Raw genomic sequence first — 18,947 nt, 5'->3', positions numbered from 1 at the left:
TCGCTGTTGGAGCTGGTTGGTGGGGGAGCTGGCTTGTGTGGGAGCTGGCTTGTGTGGGAGCTGGCTTGTGTGGGAGCTGGCTTGTGTGGGAGCTGGCTTGCCTGCGATGCAGACACCTCGGTATGTCGGCCACACCGTGGTGATGCTATCGCAGGCAAGCCAGCTCCCACACAAGCGCGGTTCCTGTGGGAGCCGCGCTCGCCCGACTACAGCGGCATCAGTGGAACAACACCGCCGTCTTCTGCAGGGTCACCCACACACCCCACGCCAACGGAATACCTACCACCAGCCAGGCGGCAACAGCCATCGGCACAGTACCAGGGGCCGCTTTCCACTCCAGCGAAGTGCTGGCATCGGCGCCTTTGTCATGGCCCAGCGCCTGTTCGGCAGCCAGTTCAGCGTCGGTCATGAAGTACTTGTCGGCCACCGGGCGCACCAGCAGGTTGCAGAGGAAACCCAGCACCAGCAGGCCTGCAAGGATGTACAAGGTGATGTCGTAAGCCGCAGCGCGCGGAACGCCGATGCTCAGCTGGTATTCGCGAAGGTAGTTCACCAACACCGGGCCCAGCACGCCAGCCGCCGCCCATGCGGTCAACAGGCGACCGTGGATCGCGCCGACCATTTGGGTGCCGAACAGGTCGGCCAGGTACGCAGGCACAGTCGCAAAACCGCCGCCGTACATCGACAGGATGATGCAGAACGCCGCCACAAACAGCGCCACGTTGCCCAGGTGCCCCAGGTTCGGGATCAACGCGTACAGGGCAAAGCCCAGGGCGAAGAACACGAAGTAGGTGTTTTTACGGCCCAGGTAGTCGGAGAACGACGCCCAGAAGAACCGGCCACCGATGTTGAACAGGCTCAACAGACCAGTGAAACCTGCAGCGATAGCCGCAATAGAGGCCAACTGGCCCGCGTCCAGCTGGCCGAACGGCACATCCACACCCAGTAACTTGCCACCGAACACTTCCTGCAGCAGCGGCGAAGCCATGCCGAGGATGCCGATACCGGCGGACACGTTCAGGCACAGCACCAGCCATACCAGGCGGAATTGCGGGGTTTTCCACGCCACGTTCACGTGCACGTGACGGTGGGTGATCATCGCGTTGCTGGCTTTTTTCGCCGGTGCGGTCCAGCCCTCAGGCTTCCAGCCGGTCGGCGGAACGCGGTAGGACAGTGCGCCACCGATCATGAACACGAAATAAATCACGGCCATGACTACAAAGCTCTGCCACACGCCCACGCTGGTTGGCGAGGCGAAGTGGCCCATCAGTGCTGCGGCCAACGGTGCACCCACCATTGCGCCACCGCCGAAGCCCATGATCGCCATGCCAGTGGCCATGCCGCGCTTGTCCGGGAACCACTTGATCAGGGTCGATACAGGCGAGATATAACCCAGGCCCAGGCCAATACCACCGATCACACCGGAGCCGATCCACATCAGCCAGATCTGGTGGGTATAAATCCCCAGCGCCGAGATCAACAGGCCGCCGCACCAGCACAACGCCGATACAACGCCCGCCTTACGTGGCCCGGCATGTTCCAGCCAGCCGCCCCAGATGGCTGCCGAGCAACCCAGGAAGATGAAGAACAGCGTGTAGATCCAGCCCAGCATGGAGATGGGCCAGTCGCACTGGGACGAGAAGACTTGCGCGATAAAGCTCATGTCCGGCGCGCAGGCGACCGGCGCGGTGATACCCAGAGCCTTGGACAGCGGCAGCCAAAACACCGAGAACCCGTAGGCCATGCCGATGCAGAGGTGGATGGCCAGGGCGGCCGGCGGAACCAGCCAGCGGTTGAAGCCGGGCTTGGCGATAATGCGCTCCTTGGACAGGAACGCGGGCTGCGCGGCAGTACTACCGGCCGCAGTGCTAGTGCTCATTGGTGTTTCCCCCAGTTATTAGTATGTGTCCGTCAGGCGCTCTCTCCCTCGACCTTGCACGCAGAGCGTTGGCCGTTGTTGTTGAGTAAAGCTCCTTTTAAGCGCGACGCTGTGTCGCAGACGACAGACGAACCCGCGAAGATTAGCACCAGTGGATGACAGAAAAACCAAACTGACATCACCTTTTTCACTCAACCTGATCTGCCTGACGGCAAAATCCTATTTTGCCGTCCCTGGATACAATGTAACGATGCGTGAACTGACGCAGGCCTTCGGGCGTTATACTCTGCGGCTAAATTTTGAAATCGACATACAAGGACTCGCCCATGAAAGCGTTCGGCAAAATCCTGGGTCTGGTACTCCTCGGGCTGTTGCTGATCATTGTGGCCCTGGGCTTTGCCCTGACCCACCTCTTCGATCCCAACGACTACAAAGACGAGATTCGCCAGATTGCCCGCGACAAGGCCCACATCGAGCTGACGCTCAATGGCGATATTGGCTGGAGCCTGTTCCCCTGGCTGGGCCTTGAGTTGCACGAAGCCAGCGTGGCAACCCTGACCACCCCGACCCAACCGTTCGCCGACTTGCAAATGCTCGGCCTGTCGGTGCGCGTGCTGCCACTGCTGCGCCGCGAAGTGCAGATGAGCGATGTGCGTGTCGAAGGCCTCAACCTGCGCCTTAACCGTGACAAGCAAGGCCACGGCAACTGGGAAGACATCGGCAAGAATGTGCCCGACGCGGCCGAAATCGCCAGCGCCCCTGCCCCAGCGCAAGCCCCCGCCGAACCCGAACCGGAGAAGCCACCCAAGCCGATCCGCCTGGACATCGACAGCCTTACCATCAACAACGCCCGCGTTGAATACAACGATGAACAGACCGGCAAACAGTTCAGTGCCGAAAGCATCCAGTTGAGCGCCGGCGCCGTGCACGAAGGCGCGAGTATTCCACTCAAACTCACTGCATTCCTGGGCAGCAACCAGCCGCTGATGCGCGTCAAAACCGAACTGAACGGCAACCTGCGCATCCAGCGTGCCCTGCAGCGCTACCAGTTCGAAGACATGAAACTCAGCGGCGAAGCCACCGGCGAGCCGCTGCTAGGCAAGACCGTGACCTTCTCCACCCAGGGCCAATTGCTGGTGGACCTGGCGGCCAACATCGCCGAGTGGACCAACCTCAAGCTCTCCGCCAACCAACTGCGCGCCTTGGGCGAACTGAAGGTCAATGACCTGAACAAATCCCCGCAAGTCAGCGGCGCGTTGTCGATTGCCCAGTTTGACCTGGCCAAGTTCCTCGACAGCATCGGCCACCCGCTGCCGCCCATGGCTGACGGCAGCCTGAGCAAGGTCGAGCTGGTCAGCCGCCTCAAGGGCACCCCGACCAGCGTGGCGCTGGAAGACCTGAACCTGAAACTCGACGGCAGCACCTTTACCGGTCGCATCGCCGTGGATGACTTCGCCAAGCAAGCCTTGCGCGTGCAGCTCAAGGGCGACACCTTCAACGCCGACAACTACCTGCCGGCCAAGTCCGAATCGGCCAAAGGTGCAACCGCTGCCCGCCAGGCCGAAGTGCAGAACAGCGAAGCTGGCGCCATGGCCGCCGGTGGCACCACACCACTGCCGGAAGCCCCGACCAAAGGCGCGTGGAGCACCGACAAACTGCTGCCACTGACCCGCCTGCGCACCCTGGACGTCAACGCCGACCTGGCTTTTGGGCAACTGACCCTGAGCAAGCTGCCGATCCAGAATGCAGCGCTCAAAGCCTCCGGCGCCGATGGCCAGCTCAAGCTCGACACCTTGAGCGGCGGCCTCTACAACGGCACCTTCCAGGCCAACGGCACACTCGATGTGCGCCAGGACATCCCGCTGCTGGCGCTGCAAACCCACATCAAACAAGTGCCGGTTGAACGCATCCTGCAAGCCCAGGGGCAAAACCCGCCGGTCAAAGGCCAGGTCACCCTCGACAGCAACCTCAGCGGCCGTGGCAACAGCCAAAAGGCGCTGATCGACAGCCTCAACGGTACCGCCAGCTTTGTGATCACTAACGGCGCGCTGCTCAACGCCAACATTGAACAACAACTGTGCACCGGCATCGCCTTGCTCAATCGCAAAACCCTGAGCACCACGCCACAGGGCAAGGACACGCCGTTCCAGGAACTGCGCGGCACGCTTAACTTCCGTAACGGCGTGGCGAGCAACCCGGACCTCAAAGTGCGCATCCCGGGCCTGGCGGTTAACGGCAACGGTGACGTCGACCTGCGTGTGCTGGGCATGGACTACCGCGTCGGCATCATCGTCGAAGGCGACCAGCGCGACGTGCCGGACCCGGCCTGCCAGGTCGGCGCCAACTTCCAGAACATCGAAGTGCCGCTGCGCTGCCGTGGCCCGCTGGAGCTGGGCGCCAAGGCCTGCCGCCTGGACAAGGACGGCTTGACCCAGGTCGCCATCAAAGCCGCCGGCAACAAGCTCAGCGACAAAATCGAAGAGAAGCTCGACAAGGTTAATCCGCAGCTTAAAGACGCCCTTAAAGGCCTGTTCAAACGATGAGAAACGAGCAGTTTTCACAGGCGGTGCTGGATTGGTACGACCGCCACGGTCGCCATGACCTGCCCTGGCAACAGGGCATCACGCCTTACCGGGTGTGGGTCTCGGAGATCATGTTGCAACAGACCCAGGTGAGCACCGTGCTCAATTACTTCGACCGGTTCATGGCTTCCTTGCCGACGGTCGAAGCCCTGGCCGCCGCGCCGGAAGATGAAGTGCTGCACCTGTGGACCGGCCTGGGTTACTACACCCGTGCACGTAACCTGCAGAAGACCGCCAAGATTGTCGTTGCTGAATACGGCGGCGAATTTCCCAAGGATGTGGAAAAACTCACTGAGCTGCCTGGCATTGGCCTGTCCACTGCCGGCGCCATCGCCAGTTTGAGCATGGGCCTGCGCGCGCCGATCCTGGACGGCAACGTCAAACGCGTGCTGGCGCGTTTTACTGCGCAAGAGGGCTACCCAGGCGAACCCAAGGTCGCGAAACAGCTCTGGGCCACCGCTGAGCGCTTTACGCCCCACGACCGCGTCAACGCCTACACCCAGGCAATGATGGACATGGGCGCCACGCTCTGCACGCGCAGCAAGCCAAGCTGCCTGCTGTGCCCGCTGGAAAAAGGCTGCGAAGCCCACATGCTCGGCCTGGAGACGCGTTACCCGATCCCCAAGCCGCGCAAGACCATCCCGCAAAAGCGCACGCTGATGCCACTGCTGGCCAACGCCGAGGGCGCGATCCTGCTTTACCGTCGCCCGTCCACGGGCCTGTGGGGCGGCTTGTGGAGCTTGCCGGAACTCGATGACCTGCAAGACCTGGAACACCTCGCCAACCAGCACGCGCTGGCACTGGGCGAGCAACAGGCGCTGCCGGGGCTGATCCACACCTTCAGCCACTTCCAACTGGCCATCGAACCCTGGCTGGTGCAGGTCGAGGAATCCGCCCATCACGTGGCCGAGGCCGACTGGCTCTGGTATAACCTCGCCACCCCGCCGCGCCTGGGCCTTGCCGCCCCGGTGAAAAAACTGCTGAAGCGCGCGGCCGACGTATTGAACGCAGGAGTTTCGTCATGACCCGCACCGTAATGTGCCGCAAGTACAAAGAAGAACTGCCAGGCCTGGAACGCCCTCCGTACCCAGGTGCCAAGGGCCAGGACATTTTCGAGCATATCTCTGCCCAAGCCTGGGGTGACTGGCTGAAACACCAGACCCTGCTGATCAACGAAAAACGCCTGAACATGATGAACGGCGAAGATCGCAAATACCTGGCGGGCGAAATGGAGAAGTTCTTTTCCGGCGAGGATTACGCCAAGGCCGACGGTTACGTGCCGCCTGCTCAATAATTGATCAAAAACCGGGGTCGGCACGTAAGCGACGGTAATAATTAAATATTTTTTGAAAACTTGCTTGACGACCCCCTGAAAAACCCGTTTAATGCGCCCCGTTGCCCAGATAGCTCAGTCGGTAGAGCAGGGGATTGAAAATCCCCGTGTCGGCGGTTCGATTCCGTCTCTGGGCACCACTAATACCGAAAAACCCCAAGCGAAGATAATTCCTTGGGGTTTTTTATTGCCTGCGATTTAATGGCCGCGGGCCAATGCCCCGCCCGATTCACACCCGAGGGTTATTTATCCCGCTGCTCGATCGTTTAGCTGTTACTGAATTTTCTGTTGCAAGGTAGTTATTTGATGAACCGGTACTTGTTCTGCGCGCTGTTGCTGCTGACGGCGTTGCTCAGTGGCTGCGCCACACAAATGGATGTCTCGATCAACGCAACCCCCGATCCGGACTATCACTTTGATCGACAGGCATTGGTGCTGGTGACCACATCAGTGAGCGGCAGCGCGCAAAACACGCTCAATGCCCGCTATTACCTGCGGGACATGGTCAGCGCCATGAAGGACCAGGGCTTTCGCGAGGTGTACACCGATGCCAGCCTGCCCAAGAACCATGGGCCAATCAAAATGACCATCATCCTGGACGTCGACAGCAAGCAGGTCACTTACCGCTATACCGCCACCGATTACGGCCAGGTGCCCACCAGCACCACCACCGAATGCAAGAAGAACAAAAAGAAAGCCGACCAGTTGACCTGCACCAGCAAGCCGAACACCACCTACGGCCCGGTGGGCACCTCGGAGCGCACCGGCTACACCACGCTCACTACCTTCACTGCCACCGCGCGTGACGAAGTGAGCCGGCGCGCGGTGTACGTGTTGCGGGTGATGTCCTACAACGAAGACTGCCAGGCCGCCAAGATCGAAGCGTTCCTGGTTGAACAGGGCCTGCAGAACCTCAACTTCCAGGACCGCGTACAGCGCAACTACACCGTGACGATGCCCGAGGGCTACCAGTGCAAGTAGGCGCCTGGCTACTGCAGTAGAAACACCATCAGCGGGTTGTCGTTAAGCCGCCCTTCGAAGTTTGGCGCCTGCTGCTCCATCGGCGTGCCCTTGAGCAGCGCTGCTTCTTTGCGCGGCACCAGCACCCAGGATGGACGCGGCAGGGTGGCAAGCTTCTCGGGTTCGTTACCGGCGACGAACAGCGGTTGCTCATCGTGCGTCAGGTTCATCATGTAGCGGATAGCCCAGGTGTCGCGGCCAAGGTCGACAAACACCAATGGCCCCGGCTGCGCCGCACGCAATGCCTCTACCTGGCTGACAAACTTGCGGGTGTCGTATTGCAGGTCCTTGGCCGGGTCGATCACCACCACCAGCAGCAACCATTGCGCCGCCAAGGCGATCACACTGAGCCACACCAGGCGCAACGGGCGACGCCAGGCAATCAGCGCCGCCACTTGCAGCACCACCCACACGCCAATCAACGGCGGCAGCGACACGTCGGGCCAGTAACCGTGCTTCTGCCAGGTGTGCCGGCAGATAAACAACACCACCACGCACAACGCCGGCAGCGCCACGACAAGCCATTCGTAGCAGCGGCGCACGCCGACGAACCAGTTTTGCGCCTGGAGCAGCCCATAGGCGGCGACAGCGGCAAACATCGGCACCATCGGCAGAATGTAGTAAGCGCGCTTGAAGTGCGGCACCGACAGCCCGAGCAGGATCATCAGGCCACAGGCCGCCAGCCGCACCACCATTTGCACGTCTTCGTTGACCCAGCGCTCAGACCAGCGATGCCGCAGCGCGATCATCGCCGCCAAGGCCAAAGGCACCACCGGGAAGTAGCGGTACAAACTCAGCTTGAAGTAGAAATAGAACGGCTCGCCGGACTCGTCGAGGCGCCCACTGACCTGCATCCTGAACACATCGTCGGCAAAGGCCTCGCCACCGCTGAAACGCGCCAGCTTCATCAACGCCCACCAGCAGGCCCCGAGCAACGCCAGCCCCACAAAACCATGGATCAGCACTTGCTTGACCCGCTCGCCCGGCTTGCCCAACGCCCAGTAAACGCACACCACGCCGCAGACTTCGATAAGCCCCAAAGGCCCACGAATCGCGAAGGCCAGCACAAACAACGGGAACACCGCCAACTGTCGAAGCCGTGACCCGAGACGCTCGCCCGTGTGCAGCAGGTAGAAGCTGCCTACGCATAAGAGCGCGACCATCAGGTCCAGGCAGACCGAGCGCGACTTATCGAGCAATTGGGTGGTAAGCAGCGTCAGCAGCACCGTCAGCAATGCCCAAGGCCGACTGAACGGCACCAGCAGGCGATAGATCAGGGCGATCACGCCCGCCGCAGCAAGGGCCGTCGGCAGTACGTTGGCCAGGTGGTTCGGCGCACCGAACAGGCGAGCAAACACAAAGCTGAAGAAAGTCGCAGTGCCGGGATAGTCCGGGTACGGCTGGCCGTAGGTGGTAGGAAAAAGACTCGCGCCATGGCGAAACATTTCCTGCATGAACAACGCCCATCGCCCGTCAAAGCCTTGGGGTTGCTCGTCCCAGATGCCCAAGGTAAACAGCAATAAAGCGATCAGAAATAAGCCCAGAGACTCCAGGCGATAACGGCTGCGGTGATCCATCGAATGTCCTTTCAGGTGGGGTACGCCGACTCCATGGTGCCGACTCCACCCCTGAATAACGCCTGAACAAATCCGAGTATTTATGGACTTATCGACCGGCGCGCCACACCAGCGCGGGAATCAGCCGGATGTAGAGTAGCTCGCCCACCAGCTCAAGCAGGGTTTGGAGGATCACCGCCGTTGCGGCCAGCCCGCGCACGTCTTCAGGCAGGGCCAACGCCAGTGGCAGCACCACCAATGAGTTGCGCGTCGAAGCACTGAAGGTCACCGCCCGCGCGGCAACAGCAGGCAACGCAAACAACCGCGCAGCCAGCGCGCCTATCAGCGGCGCCAGCAACAGGAAGCCGAGGTACACCGGGATCACCGGCAACAACAACGCAATATCGCGCACCACCGAAGTGATCTGCGAGCCGATCACCACAAACAGCACCAACGCCATCGCCGGCACCGGCAGCCAGGCCCAGGCGTTGTTCCAAACATTGATAATGCTTGAGCGCCGCGCCAGGCAGGTGGTCAGCACCGCCAGGATCATCGGCAGCACAATCAGCAACAGGAACGCCTCGACAAACGGCCCCACCGCCACCACCACGGCGGACTGGGCGCCCAGCATGAAGCTCAGGTACACCGGCAGCAGCACCAATTGCAGCAACAACAACACCGGCGTCGCCGCCAGCATCAGCCGCGAGTCACCCTTGCCGATATGGGTAAACACCACCACATAGTCGATACACGGCGTGAGCAACACCAGCAGCGCGCCCACCAGCAACGCCGGGCGTTCCACCAGGCCCCGGGTCAACGCCCACACCAGCAAGGGCACCAGAATGAAATTGGCCAGCAGCAATGCGCAGATAAAGCGTTTATTACCCAGGCCCTGGCGCAGGTCCAGAAACGGAATTTGCAGGAACATGGCGTACATCAGCACTGCGATGGCAGGTGTGACCAGCACGCCAAGACCTTGGGCTGACAAAGGGGCGAACACGCCAAATGCGACCGCCAGGAGCACGGCGACGAAGTAGATCGGGATTTGGTTGTGTTCGAGGGTGTCACGGGTCATGGGCTGACTCTGGTTGATCAATTGATCGCAAGCCTAAGCACCGGGAGCGCCGAGGTCGAGCATCGCGACATTTCCTGCGCCCATCACGCGCTAAATTTGTTAGTTTCGGCTTCTTATAAAAGCGCGCGGATCAAGCCCGTACCAAAAAGCGCAAGTATCGAGCCGACTCATGAACCTGCCCACCCGCCCTGCCCCACAAACATTCTGCGAGCCCGCTGCCGACGGCTACCCAATCGGCGGCTTCACCTGGCGCCACCCGCGCACCGACTTCGAACGCCCGGTCGTCATCATCAACGCCGCCACCTCGGTCCGCTGCCGCCACTATTCACGCTTTGCCGACTACCTGTTTGCCAACGGCTTCGACGTGATCACCTACGACTACCGTGGCATCGGCGAATCCCGCAGCGGCGCGTTGCGAGGCTTCAAGGCATCCTGGTCAGATTGGGGCGTGCTGGATTTCGAGGCGATGCTGCAGCGCGCACAGCGGGAGTTTCCGGGGCAGCCGATTGATGTGGTCGGCCACAGTTTCGGCGGGTGCGCGGCAGGGCTCGGTGCTTGCGGCGCAGTGATTCGGCGCATCGTCACGGTCGGCGCGCAGTTTGCGTACTGGCGCGATTACGCGGCGAGCGGGCGCTGGCGCATGTTTGCCAAGTGGCATGTGGTGATGCCGCTGGTGACGGCCCTGTGCGGCTACTTCCCCGGCAAGCGCATGGGCTGGCTGGAGGACACGCCGGCAGGCGTGGTGCGCGACTGGAGCATGCCGACACCGCGCTATGAAACGCGCCCCAGCGGGCGTGGCCTGAGCGAGCTGCCCTTTGCCCGAGTGAAGGCGCAGTTGCTGGCCATCAGCATCACTGACGATCCGTTTGGGACTGTGGCGGCTATTGAGCGGCTGCTGGGCTATTTTGAAAACAGCGCGCGCACTCACCTGCGAATCGCACCCGAGGATATCGGCGAAAAAGCCGTCGGGCATTTCGCTTTCTTTCGCAGTGAATATCAGGACCGGTTGTGGCCGATTGCGCTGGGATGGCTGCAGAAAGGCGAATTGGCGCCCGGCACACCCGGCGTGCGCGTCTAGATTTCCTTGGGATTTCCCCCAACCTGCGCTTCAATACCCCACCCCGATTAAGAACCCAAGGACGTTGAGCCCATGGCCTCGCCGAACAAGCAGCAAAAACGTGCCCACCGGGCCAAGGCCAAGGCCAAGCAAAACCGCACCCAGCGCGCCGTCGCGACCAAGCCGGATGCGTTCGCTGGCGACGACAGCCGCATTGACCTTGAGTCGGTGGATTTGACCGAATTGTTTGTCGAGATGCGCGCAGCCGGCGAGAGCAGCCAGCAGGCGTTGTGTGCGGCATTCCTGGCGCACCCACTGTTGGCCGTGGTGCTGGAGCAGGAAGGCGAAGAAGACGCGACAGATTTTATCCTGGCGGCGCTGATCGAGTATCGCCAGTGGGCGACGGATACCGAGGATGAAGCCGCGGCGCTGGCGTGGATTGAATCCCCGCAGTTCCAGGCCGATTACGTGGCGGCATCCCAGGCGCTGGCCAACTCCCAGGACTGACACAAAACAACTGTGGGAGCGGGCTTGCCCGCGATGGCGGTGTGTCAGGCGAGGAATTTATCGACTGCCAGCCCGTCATCGCGGGCAAGCCCGGCTCCCACACTTTTTTTGAACTGCGGCGCACTGCGCACCGCAGTTCATCACATCAATTGAGCACCGCAGCGCCTACCTTCTGCGCCTTGCGGCGGCTCGCCACGATCAGCCCCGCCAGCACCACCAACAAGCTCAGAATGCCGGTCGCGATGATCTCGACGCGGTGGGCTTCCTGGAACAGCATGATGGTCAACGTGCCGACGATGAACACCATCACCGCGTAGGTCAGGCCCGGGAACAGCCACATCTTGAAGACAATTTTCTCGCCTGCAGCGGTACGCTTCTGGCGCATGCGCAGTTGCGATACGGCGATCACCAGGTACACCAGCAACGCGATAGCGCCGGAGCTGGCCAGCAGGAATTCGAACACTGCAGCCGGCGCCACGTAGTTGGCGAATACGGCCAGGAACGCAGCACCCGTCGACAGCAACACTGCCCAGTAAGGCGTGCCGCTTTTGTTGGTGCGCTTGGCCACGGCCGGTGCATCACCGCGACGGCCCAAGGAGAACAGCATGCGCGAGGCGGTGTACAGCGCCGAGTTGAGGCAGCTGGTCACGGCTACCAATACCACCAGGTCGACGATCAGCTTGGCATTCGGGATGCCCATGCGTTCCAGCACGGTCTGGTAGGAACCTACCGCCGCCAGGGTCGGATCGTTCCATGGCACCAGGGACACCACGATGAAGATCGACAGCAGGTAGAACAAACCAATCCGCCAGATCACCGAGTTGGTGGCCTTGGTGATTTGCTGGCCAGGGTTCTTCGATTCGGCCGCTGCAATGGTGACGATCTCGGTACCCATGAACGAGAACATGGTGGTCAGGATCGCCGCCAATACCGCACCCATGCCATTAGGCATGAAGCCCTGGGTGTCGAACAGGTGCGAAACACCGCTGACCTGGCTGGTCGGCAGGAAGCCGAAGATCGCCGCGAGGCCCAGAATCACAAAGGCTACGATCGCCACGACTTTGATCAGCGCAAACCAGAACTCGAACTCGCCGTAGTTCTTCACGCTGAACAGGTTGGTGGCCGTGAGCAGCAAGGTGATGATCAGGGTAAACGCCCAGATCGCCACATCGGGAAACCAGGCATGCAGGATGGTCGCGGCGGCGTTGGCTTCCAGTGGAATCACCAGCACCCAGAACCACCAGTACAACCAGCCGATAGTGAAACCGGCCCAGTGACCGATCGCACGGTCGGCATAGGTGGAGAACGAACCGGTGTCCGGGGAGGCCACGGCCATTTCGGCGAGCATGCGCATCACCAACACCACCAGCGTGCCCGCAGCGGCGTACGCCAGCAGTACGGCGGGGCCGGCGGCTGCAATCGCGTGGCCGGAGCCGACAAACAAACCGGCACCAATAACGCCGGCAATCGACAGCATGGTGACGTGACGCGGTTTGAGCCCCTGTTCGAGGTCATTGGAGCTTTGCGTACTACTCATTGACACACCTTTGCGAGGAATTGCGAAAACGGTCCGCCCGGCCTGCGATCCTTCTCGTGAAAAGAAACCAACGGGGCGTTCTTTATTTTTTACGCAAGATTTGCGCCAAAATATTACAGAGCCACGATTGACGCGGGCTGTAGGACAATTCATTAGCTCACGCAAGTCATTGAGAACAATGGCATTCCGCTATAGCGTTACCGTGCGACCCAACTGCGACACGAAAATACGCACCAAAAACACACACAAAAAGTACGTGACGCTCCATAAAAGGGCTGATAAGGACCGTTTGCCCGGTTAACCCTTCCAACACCCGGCCAAAGCTGGCACCATCGCGCCCTTTTTTACGCGAAGCCTGTGGATTTATCGGGTTCAGACGTCTGTAGGTTGTTGATAGCGCGACACGCTGCTGTGCCGATGCGACACCTTGCCGCAGACCACCCGTTAACCGTCCGCAGCGCTGTTGGCTGCCATCCGAACGCTATGCTAGCTTGGCGCCTCGCCAGGAAGGCGGCCCAACAGCAAGAATGCACTGAACACAATGAGGACCGCACATGGCTGAGGCCGCGCCCGCGCTTGAAATCCGCAACTTGCATAAACGCTATGGTGAGCTGGAGGTACTCAAAGGTATCTCGCTGACCGCCCGCGACGGCGACGTGATCTCGATCCTGGGTTCCTCCGGTTCCGGCAAGTCCACCTTTTTGCGTTGCATCAACCTGCTGGAAAACCCGCATCAGGGCCAGATCCTGGTGGCCGGTGAAGAGCTCAAGCTAAAAGCCGCGAAAAACGGCGAGCTGATGGCCGCCGACGGCAAACAGATCAACCGCCTGCGCAGCGAAATCGGTTTTGTGTTTCAAAACTTTAACCTGTGGCCGCACATGAGCATCCTCGACAACATCATCGAGGCGCCCCGCCGTGTGCTCGGCCAGAGCAAGGCCGAAGCGATAGAAGTGGCCGAAGCCCTGCTGGCCAAGGTCGGCATCAGCGACAAGCGCCACGCCTACCCTGCGCAACTGTCCGGCGGCCAGCAACAACGCGCGGCCATAGCGCGCACCCTGGCCATGCAGCCCAAGGTCATCCTGTTCGACGAGCCGACATCGGCGCTTGACCCGGAAATGGTCCAGGAAGTACTTAATGTGATCCGCGCGCTGGCCGAAGAAGGCCGCACCATGCTGCTGGTCACTCATGAAATGGGCTTTGCCCGTCAGGTTTCCAGTGAAGTGGTGTTCCTGCACCAGGGCCTGGTCGAAGAGCAAGGATCGCCACTGCAGGTGTTTGAAAACCCGCTTTCGGCGCGCTGCAAACAATTCATGTCCAGCAACCGCTAACGGAGCAACATGCATGCAGAACTATAAAAAATTCCTTCTGGCCGCGGCCGTTTCGATGGCGTTCAGCGCCACGGCCATGGCAGAAACCTTGAAAATGGGGATCGAAGCGGCCTACCCGCCCTTCAACAATAAAGACGCCAGCGGCAACGTCGTGGGCTTTGACAAAGACATCGGCGACGCCCTCTGCGCCAAGATGAAAGTCGAAAAATGCGAAGTGTATGTGTCTGATTGGGACGGCATCATCCCGGCCCTGAACGCGAAGAAGTTCGACTTCCTGGTGTCTTCGCTGTCGATCACCGATGAGCGCAAGCAAGCCGTCGACTTCACCGACCCGTACTACTCCAACAAGCTGCAATTCATCGCACCTAAAGCCACAGCCGACTTCAAGACCGACGCCGGTTACCTGAAAGGCAAGATCATCGGTGCACAGCGCGCAACGCTGGCCGGTACTTACCTGGAAGACAAGCTGCCGGACACCACCGCCAAGCTCTACGACACCCAGGAAAACGCCTACCTCGACCTGACTTCCGGCCGTTTGGACGGGATTCTCGCCGACAAGTACGTGCAGTACGAATGGCTCAAGAGCAAAGACGGTTCGGCCTATGAGTTCAAAGGCGACCCGGTGGTAGAAAGCGACAAGATCGGTATCGCCGTACGCAAGGGCGACCCGCTGCGCGAGCGCCTGAACAAAGCCCTGGCAGAGATCAAGGCAGACGGCACCTACAAGAAGATCAACGACAAGTACTTCCCGTTCAGCATCGAATGATCTGAATGGCCTGACCGGCGCGCTTCTATAAGTAGCGCGCCGGCTTTCAGCAATGCCTGCCGCGATATGAAAACACCATGAATTTCGATCTCTACGGATTCGGCCCGGCGCTTGCCGCTGGCGCGCTGATGACCGTCAAACTGGCGCTCACGGCCCTGTGCCTGGGGCTGGTGCTCGGCCTTGCCGGCGCCTTGGCCAAGACTTCACCGTACAAGCCGTTGCAATGGCTGGGCGGTGCTTACTCGACCATCGTTCGTGGCATTCCCGAGCTGTTGTGGGTGCTGCTGATTTACTTCGGCACCGTCAACCTGATGCGTGCCCTGGGCGAGTTTTTCGGCAACCCCGACCTTTCTCTCAGTGCCTTTGCCGCCGGGGTTATCGCCCTGGGCCTGTGCTTTGGCGCCTACGCCACGGAAGTGTTCCGTGGCGCGATTCTCGCCATTCCCAAAGGCCACCGCGAAGCCGGTGTGGCGCTGGGCCTGTCGAAGGTGCGGATTTTCACCCGCTTGATCATGCCGCAGATGTGGCGCATCGCCCTGCCGGGCCTGGGCAACCTGTTCATGATCCTGATGAAAGACACCGCGCTGGTGTCGGTGATCGGCCTTGAAGAAATCATGCGTCACGCACAAATCGGCGTGACCGTGACCAAGCAGCCGTTCACCTTCTTTATGGTGGCAGCCTTCATGTACCTGGGCCTCACCGTGCTGGCCATGACGGGCATGTACTTCCTGGAAAAACGCGCCGCCCGCGGCTTTGCAAGGAGCACCCAATGAGCGGTGACTACAGCTGGCTGTCGCACTTCGACCTGGGCCTGAACTGGGCCGTGATCATCAAGTGGCTGCCCAAACTGGCCCAAGGCGCAACCCTGACCCTGGAACTGGTGGCCATCGCCGTGATCGCCGGCCTGCTGCTGGCGATTCCGCTGGGTATCGCGCGTTCCTCGCGCCGCTGGTACGTGAGCGCCCTGCCCTACGCCTATATTTTCTTCTTCCGTGGCACGCCGCTGCTGGTGCAGTTGTTCCTGGTTTATTACGGCCTGGCACAGTTCGATGCCGTGCGTGAGAGCTTCATGTGGCCGTACCTGCGCGATCCGTTCTGGTGCGCCACGGCCACCATGACCTTGCACACCGCCGCCTATATCGCCGAGATCCTGCGCGGCGCTATCCAGGCCATCCCGCCGGGTGAGATCGAAGCGGCGCGCGCCCTGGGCATGTCCAAACCCAAGACGCTGTTCTACATCATCCTGCCGCGTGCCTCGCGCATTGGCCTGCCGGCGTACAGCAACGAAGTGATCCTGATGCTCAAGGCCAGCGCCCTGGCCAGCACCGTCACCCTGCTGGAACTGACCGGCATGGCGCGCACCATCATCGCCCGCACCTACCTGCCGGTGGAGATCTTCTTCGCCGCCGGGCTGTTCTACCTGCTGATGGCCTACATCCTGGTGCGGGGCTTCAAACTGCTCGAACGCTGGCTGCGCGTCGATGCTTGCCAGGGACGTTGAGGCTCGCTTTGCGGCGCTGGATGCGTTTCTAATCGAGCACCAAGGGCTGTGGCGACCACGGCCCTTTACGCACTTGCACTTACCCTGGGAACACCAGCACCCCGAGCTGGCCCAATGGCTGCGCCAGCGCTCGCTGGCCGATGCCGAAGCCAGTCACAACCACCCCTATGACCTGCCGGCGCCTGCGCCATTTCCACAGCTGGCTTTTCAGGCAGCGCAGCTCAGCGCTGTGGATAAGTTACCCGCACACAGGCTGGAGCCTGCCCGCCATCGCCTGAACGTGGATGTGCCAGGGCGTAAATGGCAGCAAATTGAAGCGTTCGGCGCCGCGCTGAAGTTTGCCGCAACACCCAAGCATTGGCTGGACTGGTGCGCCGGTAAAGGCCACCTCGGCCGGCGCTTGCTGCAACCTGGCCAACAGCTGACCTGCCTCGAGTACGACCCGGCACTGATCGCCTCGGGCCAGGCCTTGAGCGACCATCACGACCTGGCTGTCACCCATCGCCTGCAAGACGTGATGGCCGATGTGGCGATCAGTGCCGAGCACACGCCCGTCGCCTTACACGCCTGCGGCGATCTGCATGTGCGGCTGTTGCACGTGGCCAGCGCGACGGGCTGCAAGCAGCTCGCGCTGGCACCTTGCTGCTATAACCGCATCGGCGCCGAGCGCTATCAGGCCTTGTCGACCGCCGGGCGCGCCTCGCAACTACAGCTTTCGGTCGATGACCTGGGGTTACCGCTGAGCGAAACCGTCACCGCCGGTAATCGCGTGCGCCAGCAACGGGACACGTCCATGGCCCGGCGCCTGGGTTTCGATCAGTTGCAACGCCAGCTGCGTGGCAGCGACGAGTACCTGCCCACGCCGTCCCTGCCTGCCAGTTGGCTGGACAAACCCTTCGCTGACTACTGCCGGGAACTGGCGCGTCTCAAGGATTTATCCACAGGTGAACATGATTGGGCGGCGCTGGAGGCACACGGCTGGCGGCGCTTGGCCGAGGTGCGCAACCTGGAGTTGGTCAGAGGATTGTTTCGGCGGCCGCTGGAACTGTGGCTGGTCTTGGATCGCGCGCTGTTCTTGAAAGAACAGGGCTACAAGGTTGAGATAGGCACCTTCTGCGAACCTACGCTAACGCCGCGCAACTTGATGGTGCTGGCGGAGCGCGATTAAAGGGCGAAACTTCCTACACGCGCCCTGTGGATAACTCTGTTGATGAATTCTTTACAGAGGCCGTAGTTATCAGCGCTACAGGCCAAAACCCACCCTGGTCATTTTTTGTTCACAAAATAAAACGCACACAAAACAGGCAGTTGCAGCGTGTTGAGAACGGCTCCACAAAATGGCTGTTTCGTGACAGGCCCGACCAACCGATTGTGCATAAGCATCTGGCGCTAACTGCATAAAGCGCGATTTATGCGGTTCTTTTCGGTGCTTTCAGCACGCGACAAATCTCGCTGATGTCGTCGCCAGCCAGCCGCTTTGTCGCGTTATCCAACGGGTCGGCCGCAAACGCCAACGCTTCATTGATCGCCATATCGCGGTGCATCTCCAGCGGCGCTTTGCCCAGCCGCTGTTTGAACGCCTCCAGCATGTCCAGGCTAAAGGCGTTGCTCTCATCCACTTGGTTGACCACCACATGCACCACCGGCGGGCGTTCACCCTCGAGGTGCGGCGCGAGCAATCCATCCAAATGATCAAGGGTACCCAGGCAGGCGGCGTCGGCCTGGGTGATAACCAGCACCACATCGGCCACGCTCAGCGCTTGATGGGAGTAAACGTTGTTACCGGCGGGCGTATCGATGATCACCGTCTGCCGCTCGCTCAAGCCCAGGGCCGCCAGGCGCTGCGCCAACCAGCTGGGTTCATGTTTGAGCCAGCGCTCGAGGCTTTCCTGCTGCTCAATGTCGATATCGCCAAAGGTTATGACCTGGCAACCGGCAAAGCCAAGCTGCTGCAACGGGCTCCACTGCCCATGCTCCAGGCTGGTACGGCCGATACCCGGCAATGTCGCACTGAAGCCAAAGTGATGGTGCAAGGCATTCTGTGGGTCCAGGTCCAGCGCCACCACCGATTCGCCATGGCGCTGCAAACCGCTGCTCAACGCCGTGGCCAGAGTGCTGCGGCCGACACCACCATTGATCGACACCAACGCCACCACTTTGGGGCGCAGCGCTGCTGGATGAGTCGATTGGGAATGGGTGTTTTCGTTAGCGGGCACACTGCCAAAAACGTGCATGCGTGCATTGATGCCTTCGGCATCACGGCTGACGTTCTTGCCGAACAACGTCAACAGCTCTTCGCTAAGGCTCATGGGCAGCTCCTCACGACGCAGCTAAAGACGTGAAGGTCGGCAAGCAGGCACTTACCGCAGGTCTTATTATGGGCGTCTTAGTGAGGCATTCTGTGTCACACGCAGGCAGGTGTCATTATTCTGGTGTTTTAACTGATCATTTTTTAGACAAACGGTAAATAGTCAATTTAATGGCTATTTCCAGGCTGATGCATCCGAAAGCTCAACGCACGGCATAACGCAGTTACATCCTGGCAGCCGCCGCTATTCAACGCTGGGTCAAACGGGTCGCGCCCATAGGCCTGCGCCGCCCCGCAAGGTACGGCGCGAGCACCTCGTCCATCTTGGCCAAACGGCGAAACGAAGCGGCCAGGCGCTTGGCGAGAAATGCCTGGTCCTGGCCGAGCCAGCGATTAAGGCTTTGCTGCTGCACAGCATCGGTTTCACCAAAGGTCGCCAGCCGGCAAACCCGCGCCTGGGCAACGCCTGCCAGGTTTGAAGATGAGCGGCATTACGCC

General features: G+C 60.8%; 17 protein-coding genes and 1 tRNA gene. 12 read left to right on the top strand and 6 right to left on the bottom strand.

The genetic code is table 11. From position 1 onward, the window contains the following. Positions 1–217 precede the first annotated feature (217 nt). Complete coding sequence (locus HBO23_RS21175) at positions 218–1,879, bottom strand: OFA family MFS transporter (RefSeq protein ID WP_099549501.1); 1,662 nt, start codon at positions 1,877–1,879, stop codon at positions 218–220. Positions 1,880–2,205: 326 nt separating this feature from the next. Between HBO23_RS21175 and HBO23_RS21170 the strand changes: the two genes are divergently transcribed. The 5 genes from HBO23_RS21170 to HBO23_RS21150 all read left to right on the top strand — a co-directional run bounded on the left by HBO23_RS21170 (position 2,206) and on the right by HBO23_RS21150 (position 6,775). Beyond that, positions 2,206–4,422 carry an AsmA family protein gene (locus HBO23_RS21170; RefSeq protein ID WP_170039573.1) on the top strand — a complete coding sequence of 739 codons (2,217 nt, stop codon included), beginning with the start codon at positions 2,206–2,208 and terminating at the stop codon, positions 4,420–4,422. Then, entirely contained in the window at positions 4,419–5,486 is a 1,068-nt protein-coding gene (gene mutY, locus HBO23_RS21165; RefSeq protein ID WP_138449385.1) for an A/G-specific adenine glycosylase, read from the top strand. Before HBO23_RS21170 ends, mutY begins: the two co-directional genes overlap by 4 nt. Next, positions 5,483–5,755, top strand: coding sequence for an oxidative damage protection protein (locus tag HBO23_RS21160; protein ID WP_170039570.1), 273 nt, complete (start codon positions 5,483–5,485; stop codon positions 5,753–5,755). The genes mutY and HBO23_RS21160 overlap by 4 nt, the downstream gene beginning before the upstream one ends. A 103-nt stretch (positions 5,756–5,858) precedes the next feature. Next, positions 5,859–5,934 (top strand) — tRNA-Phe (locus HBO23_RS21155). Positions 5,935–6,100: 166 nt separating this feature from the next. Next, positions 6,101–6,775, top strand: a complete 675-nt coding sequence (locus tag HBO23_RS21150; protein WP_170039567.1) for a hypothetical protein — start codon at positions 6,101–6,103, stop codon at positions 6,773–6,775. Between the two features lie 8 nt (positions 6,776–6,783). Here the strand turns inward: HBO23_RS21150 and HBO23_RS21145 are convergent, their stop codons facing one another. After that, positions 6,784–8,391, bottom strand: a complete 1,608-nt coding sequence (locus tag HBO23_RS21145; protein WP_170039564.1) for a glycosyltransferase family 39 protein — start codon at positions 8,389–8,391, stop codon at positions 6,784–6,786. Positions 8,392–8,479: 88 nt separating this feature from the next. Beyond that, on the bottom strand, positions 8,480–9,445 hold the full coding sequence (locus HBO23_RS21140; RefSeq protein WP_099549506.1) for an arsenic resistance protein: 966 nt from the start codon (positions 9,443–9,445) through the stop codon (positions 8,480–8,482). 169 nt (positions 9,446–9,614) lie between these two features. Between HBO23_RS21140 and HBO23_RS21135 the strand changes: the two genes are divergently transcribed. Both HBO23_RS21135 and HBO23_RS21130 read left to right on the top strand, forming a co-directional pair. Next, complete coding sequence (locus tag HBO23_RS21135) at positions 9,615–10,523, top strand: alpha/beta fold hydrolase (protein WP_170039561.1); 909 nt, start codon at positions 9,615–9,617, stop codon at positions 10,521–10,523. A 72-nt stretch (positions 10,524–10,595) separates the two neighbouring features. Continuing rightward, positions 10,596–11,009, top strand: a complete 414-nt coding sequence (locus HBO23_RS21130; protein WP_017138654.1) for a hypothetical protein — start codon at positions 10,596–10,598, stop codon at positions 11,007–11,009. Positions 11,010–11,154: 145 nt separating this feature from the next. Here HBO23_RS21130 and gabP read toward each other — a convergent pair whose 3' ends face one another. Further along, the gene (gene gabP / locus HBO23_RS21125; RefSeq protein WP_099549508.1) at positions 11,155–12,546 is read right to left on the bottom strand and encodes a GABA permease; all 1,392 of its coding nucleotides are present in this window, start codon (positions 12,544–12,546) and stop codon (positions 11,155–11,157) included. A 554-nt stretch (positions 12,547–13,100) separates the two neighbouring features. Between gabP and HBO23_RS21120 the strand changes: the two genes are divergently transcribed. The 5 genes from HBO23_RS21120 to HBO23_RS21100 all read left to right on the top strand — a co-directional run bounded on the left by HBO23_RS21120 (position 13,101) and on the right by HBO23_RS21100 (position 17,309). Then, on the top strand, positions 13,101–13,874 hold the full coding sequence (locus HBO23_RS21120) for an ABC transporter ATP-binding protein (protein WP_169986642.1): 774 nt from the start codon (positions 13,101–13,103) through the stop codon (positions 13,872–13,874). Positions 13,875–13,887: 13 nt separating this feature from the next. After that, positions 13,888–14,640: an ABC transporter substrate-binding protein gene (locus tag HBO23_RS21115; protein ID WP_017138657.1), complete on the top strand. Its 753-nt coding sequence runs from the start codon at positions 13,888–13,890 to the stop codon at positions 14,638–14,640. A gap of 77 nt (positions 14,641–14,717) precedes the next feature. Then, positions 14,718–15,413, top strand: coding sequence for an ABC transporter permease (locus tag HBO23_RS21110; protein WP_017138658.1), 696 nt, complete (start codon positions 14,718–14,720; stop codon positions 15,411–15,413). 38 nt (positions 15,414–15,451) lie between these two features. After that, entirely contained in the window at positions 15,452–16,141 is a 690-nt protein-coding gene (locus HBO23_RS21105; RefSeq protein ID WP_026013808.1) for an ABC transporter permease, read from the top strand. Continuing rightward, entirely contained in the window at positions 16,122–17,309 is a 1,188-nt protein-coding gene (locus HBO23_RS21100) for a methyltransferase (protein WP_170039558.1), read from the top strand. Before HBO23_RS21105 ends, HBO23_RS21100 begins: the two co-directional genes overlap by 20 nt. A 241-nt stretch (positions 17,310–17,550) precedes the next feature. Here the strand turns inward: HBO23_RS21100 and bcsQ are convergent, their stop codons facing one another. After that, the gene (bcsQ, locus tag HBO23_RS21095) at positions 17,551–18,450 is read right to left on the bottom strand and encodes a cellulose biosynthesis protein BcsQ (protein WP_170039556.1); all 900 of its coding nucleotides are present in this window, start codon (positions 18,448–18,450) and stop codon (positions 17,551–17,553) included. Positions 18,451–18,697: 247 nt separating this feature from the next. Further along, positions 18,698–18,862, bottom strand: a complete 165-nt coding sequence (locus HBO23_RS33950; RefSeq protein ID WP_240792791.1) for a hypothetical protein — start codon at positions 18,860–18,862, stop codon at positions 18,698–18,700. Between the last annotated feature and the right edge of the window lie 85 nt (positions 18,863–18,947).

The organism is Pseudomonas sp. WS 5532 (genome assembly GCF_012985445.1).
GTDB classification, from domain to species: Bacteria; Pseudomonadota; Gammaproteobacteria; order Pseudomonadales; family Pseudomonadaceae; genus Aquipseudomonas; species Aquipseudomonas edaphica.
This window is presented reverse-complemented; position numbering and strand designations above follow the sequence as displayed.

Coding starts and splice junctions, on each gene's coding strand:
- HBO23_RS21175 (WP_099549501.1), bottom strand. CDS start 1,879: ATGAGCACTAGCACTGCGGCCGGTAGTACTGCCGCGCAGCCCGCGTTC.
- HBO23_RS21170 (WP_170039573.1), top strand. CDS start 2,206: ATGAAAGCGTTCGGCAAAATCCTGGGTCTGGTACTCCTCGGGCTGTTG.
- mutY (WP_138449385.1), top strand. CDS start 4,419: ATGAGAAACGAGCAGTTTTCACAGGCGGTGCTGGATTGGTACGACCGC.
- HBO23_RS21160 (WP_170039570.1), top strand. CDS start 5,483: ATGACCCGCACCGTAATGTGCCGCAAGTACAAAGAAGAACTGCCAGGC.
- HBO23_RS21150 (WP_170039567.1), top strand. CDS start 6,101: ATGAACCGGTACTTGTTCTGCGCGCTGTTGCTGCTGACGGCGTTGCTC.
- HBO23_RS21145 (WP_170039564.1), bottom strand. CDS start 8,391: ATGGATCACCGCAGCCGTTATCGCCTGGAGTCTCTGGGCTTATTTCTG.
- HBO23_RS21140 (WP_099549506.1), bottom strand. CDS start 9,445: ATGACCCGTGACACCCTCGAACACAACCAAATCCCGATCTACTTCGTC.
- HBO23_RS21135 (WP_170039561.1), top strand. CDS start 9,615: ATGAACCTGCCCACCCGCCCTGCCCCACAAACATTCTGCGAGCCCGCT.
- HBO23_RS21130 (WP_017138654.1), top strand. CDS start 10,596: ATGGCCTCGCCGAACAAGCAGCAAAAACGTGCCCACCGGGCCAAGGCC.
- gabP (WP_099549508.1), bottom strand. CDS start 12,546: ATGAGTAGTACGCAAAGCTCCAATGACCTCGAACAGGGGCTCAAACCG.
- HBO23_RS21120 (WP_169986642.1), top strand. CDS start 13,101: ATGGCTGAGGCCGCGCCCGCGCTTGAAATCCGCAACTTGCATAAACGC.
- HBO23_RS21115 (WP_017138657.1), top strand. CDS start 13,888: ATGCAGAACTATAAAAAATTCCTTCTGGCCGCGGCCGTTTCGATGGCG.
- HBO23_RS21110 (WP_017138658.1), top strand. CDS start 14,718: ATGAATTTCGATCTCTACGGATTCGGCCCGGCGCTTGCCGCTGGCGCG.
- HBO23_RS21100 (WP_170039558.1), top strand. CDS start 16,122: ATGCTTGCCAGGGACGTTGAGGCTCGCTTTGCGGCGCTGGATGCGTTT.
- bcsQ (WP_170039556.1), bottom strand. CDS start 18,450: ATGAGCCTTAGCGAAGAGCTGTTGACGTTGTTCGGCAAGAACGTCAGC.